The organism is Actinomyces sp. oral taxon 849 str. F0330, assembly GCF_000239715.1.
In the GTDB taxonomy this organism is placed as follows: Bacteria; Actinomycetota; Actinomycetes; order Actinomycetales; family Actinomycetaceae; genus Actinomyces; species Actinomyces johnsonii.
In genome coordinates this window covers 25,580-35,687 of record NZ_JH470362.1, presented here as the reverse complement: position 1 = coordinate 35,687, position 10,108 = coordinate 25,580, and the positions used below count along the sequence as shown (strand labels likewise).

Annotated in this window: 7 protein-coding genes and 1 pseudogene; 6 read left to right on the top strand and 2 right to left on the bottom strand. The window is 70.8% G+C overall.

Annotated features, from left to right (window positions below):
• From HMPREF0975_RS13550 to purQ, 3 genes and pseudogenes are all read left to right on the top strand, one after another.
• Positions 1-636: pseudogene (locus HMPREF0975_RS13550) on the top strand (hypothetical protein); the annotation flags it as partial.
• Positions 637-757: 121 nt separating this feature from the next.
• Positions 758-1,012, top strand: coding sequence for a phosphoribosylformylglycinamidine synthase subunit PurS (gene purS / locus HMPREF0975_RS13545; protein ID WP_009234777.1), 255 nt, complete (start codon positions 758-760; stop codon positions 1,010-1,012).
• Positions 1,013-1,015: 3 nt separating this feature from the next.
• The gene (gene purQ, locus HMPREF0975_RS13540) at positions 1,016-1,738 is read left to right on the top strand and encodes a phosphoribosylformylglycinamidine synthase subunit PurQ (RefSeq protein WP_009234776.1); all 723 of its coding nucleotides are present in this window, start codon (positions 1,016-1,018) and stop codon (positions 1,736-1,738) included.
• Between the two features lie 615 nt (positions 1,739-2,353).
• Here the strand turns inward: purQ and HMPREF0975_RS13535 are convergent.
• Entirely contained in the window at positions 2,354-3,766 is a 1,413-nt protein-coding gene (locus tag HMPREF0975_RS13535) for a glycosyltransferase (RefSeq protein ID WP_009234775.1), read from the bottom strand.
• A gap of 211 nt (positions 3,767-3,977) precedes the next feature.
• On the opposite strand from HMPREF0975_RS13535, the gene purL reads away from it, so the two are divergent.
• Entirely contained in the window at positions 3,978-6,338 is a 2,361-nt protein-coding gene (gene purL, locus HMPREF0975_RS13530; protein WP_009234774.1) for a phosphoribosylformylglycinamidine synthase subunit PurL, read from the top strand.
• 134 nt (positions 6,339-6,472) lie between these two features.
• Positions 6,473-6,865 (top strand): VOC family protein, encoded by a 393-nt coding sequence (locus HMPREF0975_RS13525; RefSeq protein WP_009234773.1) that lies wholly within the window; start codon positions 6,473-6,475, stop codon positions 6,863-6,865.
• Positions 6,866-6,913: 48 nt separating this feature from the next.
• On the opposite strand, the gene HMPREF0975_RS16375 is transcribed toward HMPREF0975_RS13525, so the two are convergent.
• Positions 6,914-7,087, bottom strand: coding sequence for a hypothetical protein (locus tag HMPREF0975_RS16375; RefSeq protein ID WP_009234772.1), 174 nt, complete (start codon positions 7,085-7,087; stop codon positions 6,914-6,916).
• A gap of 460 nt (positions 7,088-7,547) precedes the next feature.
• Here HMPREF0975_RS16375 and HMPREF0975_RS13515 point away from each other — a divergent pair.
• On the top strand, positions 7,548-10,108 hold a 2,561-nt coding region (locus HMPREF0975_RS13515), incomplete at its 3' end, for a WD40 repeat domain-containing protein (protein ID WP_009234771.1).

Genomic DNA, 10,108 nt, shown 5'->3' with positions numbered 1-10,108 from the left:
CGCGGCCCCGCCAAGAGCTCCGGTGCCCGCACCCGCTCCCCGTGGCCTGCCGCGGTGCGCAGGCAGCGACTGGCCGGCGTGGCCTTCGCCCTGGTGGGCCTGCTCCTGGCCACCGTCTCGGCCATGAACTTGGCCCGCAACGCCGAGATCGGCCACCTGTGGATACCGCCGTGGCTCGTCGCCGTCCTGGGCGGTGCCGGCCTGGTGGCCGCCGCTGGCTACCTGGCCTGGGCCGGAGGAACGCCTCTGCGCCGCGAGGCTGAGCGCTGGAAGCCCGGCGTGCTCGACGCCGCCGCAGGGCTGACCACCGGGACCGTCAAAGTCAACGACCCCGCCCGGCTGGTGGCCCGCGCTCGTGGACCACTCCTGCTGGGCACCTCCGAACGCGGTGACGAGACCGCCCCGACCGTGGAGTCCGGGCCCAAGCCGGTCATGGGCACCTCCACCGTCGACCAGTCGACCCGCGCACCCGCGGGCGTGGCCGGAGCAGTGGGCGGCTTCATGCTGGCCGGCGCCGTGGTCTGCGCCGTCGTCGCCCTCATCCTGGGGCCCGGATGGCTCATCGCCACCGCCGCCCTGAGCCTGGGCGGGATCGTTGCGATCCGTCTGGCCGGCGAATGGCTCGGTCAGGTCTGAGCCTGCCGGGAGCAGACCGGGCCCGCCCCGGGGATGCGCGCCGTCCGGCCAGAGGGATGCTTCCGGCCAAGTCCGAGTAGTCTTGGCTGCGCACTCATCCCGCCTTATCTGAGGAGCACCCATGGGACGCATCGTCGTCGAGGTCATGCCCAAGCCCGAGATCCTTGACCCCCAGGGCAAGGCCGTCGTCGGGAGCCTTCCCCGCCTCGGATTCAACCAGTTCACCGGTGTGCGCCAGGGCCGCCGCTTCGAGCTGACCGTGGATGGCCCCGTCACCGAGGCGCACCTGGCCGCCGCCCGCGAGGCCGCAGCCACCCTCTTGTCCAACCCGATCATCGAGGACGTCGTCTCCGTGGCCGTCGACGAGGAGGCCTGAGCCGTGAGCGACTCTCCCAGTACCTCTCCCATTGCCCGCATCGGCGTCATCACCTTCCCCGGCACCCTGGACGACGTCGACGCCGCCCGCGCCGTGCGCTTGGCCGGGGCCGAGCCGGTGAGCCTGTGGCACAAGGACGCCGACCTACGCGGGGTCGACGCTGTCGTCGTGCCCGGAGGCTTCTCCTACGGCGACTACCTGCGCTGCGGCGCCATCGCCCGCTTCGCCCCCGTCATGGGGGAGGTCGTGGCCGCCGCCGAGCGCGGCATGCCCGTGCTCGGCATCTGCAACGGCTTCCAGATCCTCGCCGAGGCGCATCTGTTGCCCGGCGCCCTCCTGCGCAACGCGAACCAGCGCTTCATCTGCATCGAGCAGCGCCTGCGCATCGAGAACGCGCAGACCGCCTGGACCAACCGGTTCACGGCCGGGGAGGAGATCGTCGTCCCGATGAAGAACGGGGAGGGCAATTTCATCGCCTCGCCCGAGGAGCTCGACCGCCTTGAGGGCGAGGGCCTCGTCGTCTTCCGCTACGTGGGCAACCCCAACGGTTCGGCCCGCGACATCGCCGGTGTGCGCAACGAGCGCGGCAACGTCGTCGGCCTCATGCCCCACCCCGAGCACGCCGTCGAACCCGGATTCGGCCCCGGCTCGCAGGCCGGTCCCCGGACCGGCACCGACGGCCTGAGGATCTTCGGCTCCGCCATCGACTCGCTCCTGGCCGTCTGACGCCGCCGCTCCGCCCGATCGTCCGGCCCCTCTTCTCGAGTCCGAGTCGTCGTCGCCCGCACCGGGCCCCGATGGTCGTCAAGGACCGCCATCACGTCGCCCCGCCCCGCCGAGTTATCCACAGCCCCGCTTCGAGCCTGTGTAGAACTGTGGAGAGGACGGGGCGACTGTACGCCCGAAGTACCCTGGGGACGGCCTCGTTCGAGTTGCGCCGAGATCAAGAATGTGCTTCCGCCACCGCCGGGCTCACCGGTGGCGGAAGTCTGCGGACAGGCTCCAACCTATTGGACAGTTTTCCCGTATTTTCAGGCAAAACTCTGTCTATAGCGATGATGCCCCAAGGTCGCCGGCCGGGTTTGTGGGAAGTCTCCAGCGGCATCGCTCATCAGGGCTGGAGGTCTCGAACGGGTCTTGTGCACAAGGGGAGTGGCGACATCTCGGGAACCCACACATCCCTGCACAAGCCTGTGGACACTACCTGTGGATAACTTCGCTCATGGTGTGACGAAGTCCCCTGAATCCGCTCCTGAAAGAATCGCCGGCCGCTCCCCGAGGAGCGGCCGGCAGTCGAACAGCGGGCAGGCGGGGCAGTCGACAGCCTTCCGAACAGGACGACTAGCCCACCAAGTCGGCCACGATCTGCAGGAGGTCCTGCAGGTGACGGTTGGACAGGAACTCCCGGCGCACGGACTCGTGGGCGGCCAGTCCCATTTCCCGGGCCCGTTCGGGGAAGAGCAGCAGGTCGCGCACGGCCTCGGCCCAGGCGGTGCCGTCAGTCGGATCAACCAGGACCCCGTCGACGCCATCGTCGATCTGGTCGCGGATACCGCCCACCGCGGAGGCCACCACCGGGGCCTTCTTCCACATCGCCTCGGCAACGGTCAGACCGAAGGCCTCAATGAGCGAGCGCTGGGTGACCACCGAGCTGACCCGCTGGACGGCGTTGACGACCGTGGCGTTGACCTCCCGGTCGTCCATGCTTACCGCTGCCACGTGGATCCGCGAGGCGACCGAGTCGGGCAGAAGCGAGCAGCGCTCCACGATCTGGGTCAGGGTCGCCTGCGACTCGGGCCCGTCCGGGGTGGGGCCGACCAGCAGGAGGTGGGCGTCCTGGGGCAGCAGGGAGATGTTCTCCGCGAAGGCCTCCACCAGTTCCAAACCGCCCTTGAGACGGTCCCAGCGGTTGACCTGGGTGATGACTCGGGCGCCCAACGGCACCGGGCCGCCGGCCAGGACCGGGTCGTCCGCCAGGCCGCGCAAGGCGTCGGCGCGCCCGTCGTGGCGCATGAAGGGCACGGCCTCGAAGGGCGGCTCGCCTGCGAAGATGCCGGACAGTCGCGCCACCGACCAGGCCTCGTCCAGGTCCAGGACCCGGTTCTTGGGGGAGTCGGCGTCGATGGAGGGGGCCAGGACCGCGCAGCGCTCGGTCTCGATGTAGGGCGGGCGGTACTCGGGTCGGGAGACGACCACGAGGTCCACATCCTCCAGGTAGCGGTCCAGGAAGGCCCAAGCGTAGTCGGCGGCCTCGCCTGCGCCCTCGGCGCCGGCGTGGCAGCGCCAGATAACCGTGGCGCCCACGGCCTTGAGGGCCTTGGCCAGGCCTGCCGTGGGCGGGTCGTGGAGGATGACGACGTCGTCGGAGCGGACCTCATCGACGATGTTCTCCGCGTTGGAGGACAGCACGTGCTCGTAAATGTCGCGCTGCTTGTCCCCGAGCTTGCCGCCGTCTCCGCGGTCGCCGTGGATGCCGGCGTGTAGACGGCCGGAGATCTGGGTGAACTCCTCGGGGGCGTCCAGGCTCAGCCAGCGCACGTCCAGGCCTGCGCCCAGGGCATAGCCCACGAGGGGTGCAACCGTCTCAGCCGGCCCCGAGCCGGCGGCGGCCGACGGAGTCACCGTCCACACGGTGCGTCCCTCCAGCAGGGCCTCGGCTCCCGCCAGACTCGTTTGCAGCCGTTTGATGGCCACCTCGTCCAGGTGACTCTCCAGATGCGACAGGGGCAGCGGGGCGACGTCGATGTCTCTCATGCCACGATCTTCCCCCGAATTCGTGTGAGTCGCAGCACTTTGGAAGTGGGCGTGGCGTCTCGTTGCTGTTTCGCCATGTTTCTCGGCCGGATTCCGGGGAGCTTCGGACAGGACATAGGCCGGGGCGAACCCGGCCGGGCGGTGATGTGAGGCGCCGCGGGGCGCGGGTAGGCTTGGCCTGGCCGCACTCCCTCTTCGACCAGGAGCACCCATGGCGCCCGAGTCCGTGATCCCAGCCACCCACCCCGACACCGTCGCCGACGCAGCCGCGACCCCCGAGCGGGAGATGCCCTGGAAGGAGCTGGGGCTCAAGGCCGACGAGTACGAGTCCATCCGCGAGCTGCTGGGGCGGCGCCCCACCAACGCCGAGCTGGCCATGTACTCGGTCATGTGGTCCGAGCACTGCTCCTACAAGTCCTCCAAGGTCCACCTGCGCCAGTTCGGCGCCAAGACCACCCCCGAGATGCGCGAGCACCTCCTGGTCGGCATGGGCGAGAACGCCGGCGTCGTCGACATCGGCGACGGCTGGGCCGTGACCTACAAGGTCGAGTCCCACAACCACCCCAGCTACGTCGAGCCTTACCAGGGGGCCGCTACCGGCGTGGGCGGCATCGTGCGCGACATCATCTCCATGGGGGCGCGGCCCGTGGCCGTCATGGACCAGCTGCGCTTCGGCGCCGTCGACCACCCCGACACCGCGCGCGTCGTCCACGGCGTGGTGGCCGGCGTGGGCACCTACGGCAACTCCCTGGGACTGCCCAACATCGGCGGCGAGACCGAGTTCGACTCCTCCTACCAGGAGAACCCGCTGGTCAACGCCCTGTGCGTGGGCGTGCTGCGCCACGAGGACATCCACCTGGCCAACGCCACGGGCGCCGGCAACAAGGTGGTGCTCTTCGGGGCGCGCACCGGCGGTGACGGGATCGGTGGGGCCTCCATCCTGGCATCCGAGTCCTTCGAGGACGGCATGCCCGCCAAGCGCCCCAGCGTCCAGGTGGGAGACCCCTTCATGGAGAAGGTCCTCATCGAGTGCTGCCTGGACCTGTTCGGCGCCGGGCTCGTGCTCGGCATCCAGGACCTGGGTGCCGCCGGCATCTCCTGCGCGACCTCCGAGCTGGCCTCCAACGGCGACGGCGGTATGCACGTCGACCTGGAGAAGGTGCTGCTGCGCGACCCCACCCTGACCGCCGGCGAGATCCTCATGAGCGAGTCCCAGGAGCGCATGATGGCCGTCGTCGCGCCCGACAAGCTCGAGGAGTTCATGGCCGTCATCGACAGGTGGGACGTCGAGGCCGCCGTCATCGGCGAGGTCAACGGCTCGGGCCGCCTGACCATCGACCACTTCGGGGAGCGGATCGTCGACGTCGACCCACGCACCGTGGCCCACGAGGGCCCCACCTACGAGCGTCCCTACGCCCGCCCCGCCTGGCAGGACGAGCTCAACGCCGACACCACCGAGCGCCTGGCCCGCCCCGGTAGCGCCGCCGAGCTCGACCAGCAGGTGCGCGCCGTCGTGACCAGCCCCAACCAGGCCTCCGTCGCCTGGGTCACCAACCAGTACGACCGGTTCGTGCGCGGCGACACCGCCCTGTGCCAGCCCGACGACGCCGGCGTCATCCGCGTCGACGAGGCCACCGGCCGCGGCGTGGCCATCGCCACCGACGCCAACGGCCGCTTCACCAAGCTCGACCCCGCCACCGGCGCCGCCCAGGCCCTGGCCGAGTCCTACCGCAACGTGTGCACCGTGGGTGCCCGGCCCCTGGCCGTCACCGACTGCCTCAACTTCGGCTCGCCGGAGGACCCCGACGCCATGTGGCAGCTCGTCGAGGCCATCACCGGCCTGGCCGACGCCTGCGCCGTCATGGGGGTGCCGGTCACCGGTGGCAACGTCTCCCTCTACAACTCCCACGGCAAGGTCAAGGGACAGATCGACTCCTCGATCAACCCCACGCCCGTCGTCGGCGTCCTGGGGGTCATGGACGATGTGCGCCGGGCCAACCCCTCGGGCTGGCACGAGGAGGGCCTGGCCATCATGGCCCTGGGCGCCACCGCCGCTGAGCTCGACGGCTCGGCCTGGTCCCGAGTGGTCCACGACCACCTCGGCGGGCTGCCCCCGCGCGTCGACCTCGAGGCGGAGATGGCGCTCGGGCGGGTCCTGTTGGCCCTGAGCGATGCGGAGGGGCCCGGCGGCGAGCCGCTGGTGCGCGCCGCCCACGACTGCTCCGCCGGCGGCCTCATCCAAACCCTCGTGGACTCCTGCCTGCGCTGCGGCGTCGGCGCCAGCGTGGACCTGAGCGGCATCCAGGAGGAGGGCGTGGACGACTTCACCGCCCTGTTCTCCGAGACTGGGGCCCGCGCGATCGTCGCCGTGCGCGAGGAACTCGTGCCCGCCGTGACCGCGGCCGCCGAGGCCGAGGACGTCGCCGTGGCCCGGCTGGGGACCACCGGCGGCGACCTGCTCGTCGTGGCCGGCAGCGACCTACTCTCCGACGGCGGCGCCGGGCGTCCCCTCGTCCTGGACCTAGCCGGGCTCGGGGCCGACGTCGAGGGCGTCCTGCCGGCCCTGTTCTGAGTCCTCCCCGTCACGTCGGCATTCTTCATGCAACCCTACGGCGGGGTCAGGTGGTGCTTGCGCCGTCGATGATGCCGTTAGAGTTTCCCGATCGGGTCTTACGCGTCCCGGATGTGCTCCGTTAGCCTGGGTGCATGATCGATCACATTTCTGTGAATGTCAGTGATCCGGCGGCCTCGAAGGCCTTCTACGAGGCAGCGCTCGCGCCGCTGGGCTACCGCGTCGTCATGGAGTTCGGGCCCGTCACCGGGTTGGGAGCCCCCGTGCCCGGGGCTCCGGAGGGCGCTCCGGTGCCCCCGGATCTATGGCTGTCTCCGACCAAGAGCCCGACGCCCTGCCATATTGCTGTGGCGGCGTCGTCGACGGCGCAGGTGGACGCCTTCCACGAGGCGGCCCTCGCAGCGGGGGGCAAGGACAATGGAGGACCCGGCGAACGAGCGCACTACCACCCCGGCTACTACGGCGCCTTCGTTCTCGACCCCGACGGAAACAATCTCGAGGCCGTCTTCCACGGCGCCGGCGCTTGAACTCCCCGACCCGCGCCCTCGACGCCGTCGTCGGCTGGGCGGCTCAGTCTAGTTCTTACCGGTGATCAGCGCGGACGCGGTGCGCGTGACGCCGATGAGCACCAGGCAGAGGACCCCGGCGAGGAGTGCTGTCAGGACGGTCTTGAACCAGTGGCGCCCGGAGCCCTCGCCGGCGGGGGCGAGCTCCTGGTTCGTGGGGCGGGAGGTCGTTATCGCAGTCATGACTCCAGCCTGCGCGATCGTGGGCGAAGGCACATCGAGCCGCCGAATGATTCCCCGTCGGTCCATATCCATCCGAAGGAGGGCTGGTTGTGGTGCGCCTCCTACCCAGGTTGGAGGCAGTACCGGCCGGTGCCGGGCGCTGCCGGCCAGGGCTGGTCCGACGTGGTGCCGGCTGACTCCTCCCGCCTCCCGCCGTCGACCCCGGCGACAGCCGCCATGAAATATCCGGATATTTCGGGAAGATATCGGAATGGCCGACGTGCTCAGGCCCGTCGGCCGTTCCGGTTCCGGGTCTGCCCGCCCGACTGGCTCGCAGTGACGCGGAAGAGGGCGCCACCGCGTGTCGCGCGCCCGGCGTGGCGCCCTCTCTTCCCCGGATTTGCCAGATATCACTCAGGTAACTGCTCGCAATCGGCCGAAGATGCCACCGATACCGTGTAGGGATCTCTAGACTTCAACCATGACTGTGCCTTCAGAGACCTCGGGGACGATCGACCCTCGCGAGGTGTCACTGTATGCCGGCCACTTCGACGCGCTATGGGGCGTGGCCTGGAGTCCGGACGGGACACGGCTCCTGTCCGGATCGCATGACGGCACTGCCCGCGTCTGGGATGCCAACAGCGGTATCGAGCTGTTCGCGCTCGCCGGTCCCAGCCTGTCCATCAGCGCGGTGGCCTGGAGTCCCGACGGCACGCGCCTCCTCACTGCGGCGGAGGATCACAGCGTGCGCATCTGGGACGCGACCACCGGTGCCGACCTGCTCACCCTGGGCGTCGGCGGCTCCGGCGTCGGCGGAGCGGTGGCCTGGAGCCCCGACTCTGCCCGCATCCTCACCAGCTTCGACGACGCCTCAGCCCGCATCTGGGACGCATCCAGCGGCCAAGTGGTGCGTACCCTGTCCGGCCACACGGACCACCTCACCGCCGTCGCCTGGAGCCCGGACGGCACCCGTGTGGCCACCGCCTCCGACGACGGCACCGCCCGCGTCTGGGACGTCACCACCGGCACCGAGCTGCTGCGCGTGGGCCCCATGGCCTTCGTGGGGCGCGGCGGCACGGTGGGACCCGACGGCAAGCCGACCCGCGTCGGTCCGATCGAGCCGATGACCGGGCTGTCATGGAGTCCTGACTCCCGCCGCATCATCACCGCCTTCGACTCCGCCGAGCCCCGGATCTGGGACGCCGCCACCGGCGAGGAGGTCCTCAGCCTCCACGGCCGCGAGCGCCGCTGGGTGAGCGTGGTCTCCTGGAGCCCCGACGGCGGCCGCATCGTCACCGACGACATCTCCGGCACCACCGCCCACATCTGGGACGCCGCCACCGGCGAGGAGCTGTTCAGCCTACGTGGCCACACCCAGTGGGCCTGCTCCCTGGCCTGGAGCCCGGACTCGCGCCGCGTGGCCACCGGCTCGCACGACGACACCGTGCGCATCTGGGACGCCGCCACCGGCCAGACCCAGCTGGTTCTGGGGGCCGGCAACTCCGTTGAGACAGTCTCCTGGAGCCCCGACGGATCGAAGCTGACCATCGGCGCCAAGATCGGCGGCAACCGCGTCTGGGACGCCGCCACCGGCGAACCGCGGCTGATGGTGGACAGCGGGGCCCGCGAGCTGAGCGAGGTCGTCTGGAGCCCGGACGGTACCCGCCTGGCCACTTCTTCCTACCTCTCGCCGCGCGTCCTCATCCTCGACGCCACCACCGGCGAAGTCGTCCAGGCCCTGACTGCCGATGAGGACGACGTCAACGATGTCTCCTGGAGCCCGGACGGCGAGCGCATCCTCACCGGCCTGGGCGACGACCGCGCCGCGATCTGGAACGCCGCCCGCGGCGAGCGCATCCTCACCCTCGAGGGCCACCGCGACATGATCACCTCGGTGGCCTGGAGCCCCAACGGCCAGCGCGTCCTGACCGGCTCCCAGGACGGGACCGCCCGCATCTGGGACGCCACCACCGGGGAGGTCATCCACACCTACACCGGCAACTGGGTGCGCGACGTCGTGTGGACCCAGGGCGGCCCCCGGGTCGTCACCGGCAGCGCCGACGGCGCCGCCCACGTCTGGGACGTCATCACCTCCGGCGAGCTCGTGACGCTGCGCGACGAGGGCGCCATGGTCCGCTCCTACGCCTGGAGCCCCGACGGCACTCGGGTCCTGGCCGGCTTCGACGACGGCGTCGTGCGCGTGTGGGACGAGGTCTCCGGCAAGATCGTCCTGTCCCTGGCCGGTCACCGCTTCGGCGTCACCGACGCCCAGTGGAGCCCCGACGGCACCCGGATCCTCACCGGTTCCGAGGACGGCACCGCGCGCCTGTGGGACGCCGCTACCGGTGAGATGACCGGCCTGTTCCTGTGCTTCCTGCCCGACGGCGGGGTGGCCGTTCTCGACGCCCCGTCCCTGAGCCTGCGCTCGGGCCCCGGCGAGGTCTGGGACTACCTCGGCCGCCCGGAGATCCTTGCGGGCCAGCTCACCCGGGTGGGCGTGGAGCGGCGCCAGTACATCGATCCCGATCCGGTGCGTGACGTCGCCGCGCAGCCCGCACAAGACGTTCTGGCGGACGAGGGTCCGGCCTCGGAAGAGCCCTCCGGGGCGCCCCGGGCGCCCGAGGTCGTCGAGGCGGCCGGACCCGCCGAACCGGTTGAGGTCACTGAGCCAGCAGGGCTGGCAGAGCAGGCAGGGTCCTCGGAGCAGGCATCCCCCGAACGGCGGGAGGCGCCGGTGCCCTCCGGTGCCTCGGTCCCGTCGGCTCCTGCCGCGTCGGCCGGCTCGGCAGTCGGAACCGGGCCCGCGCAGGCCACCGCCGACTCCGCCCAGCCCGCTGCCGCGGTAGAGGAGAACGTGCCGGTCGAGGCGCAGGGGGCTCCGGTGGCCGCCCCAGAGGGCTCTCTGGGCGCTCCTGATGAGACCGAGGATGAATCCGCTGCCGAGACCACCGCGGAATCCGTGACGAAGATGACCGAGGCGGAGGAGTACGTCGCCGAGGTCGAGATCGTCACCCCTGTCTCCGCTCCCGAGGCGGGGGAGTC

Coding starts and splice junctions, on each gene's coding strand:
- purL (WP_009234774.1), top strand. CDS start 3,978: ATGGCGCCCGAGTCCGTGATCCCAGCCACCCACCCCGACACCGTCGCC.
- HMPREF0975_RS13535 (WP_009234775.1), bottom strand. CDS start 3,766: ATGAGAGACATCGACGTCGCCCCGCTGCCCCTGTCGCATCTGGAGAGT.
- HMPREF0975_RS16375 (WP_009234772.1), bottom strand. CDS start 7,087: ATGACTGCGATAACGACCTCCCGCCCCACGAACCAGGAGCTCGCCCCC.
- purS (WP_009234777.1), top strand. CDS start 758: ATGGGACGCATCGTCGTCGAGGTCATGCCCAAGCCCGAGATCCTTGAC.
- HMPREF0975_RS13525 (WP_009234773.1), top strand. CDS start 6,473: ATGATCGATCACATTTCTGTGAATGTCAGTGATCCGGCGGCCTCGAAG.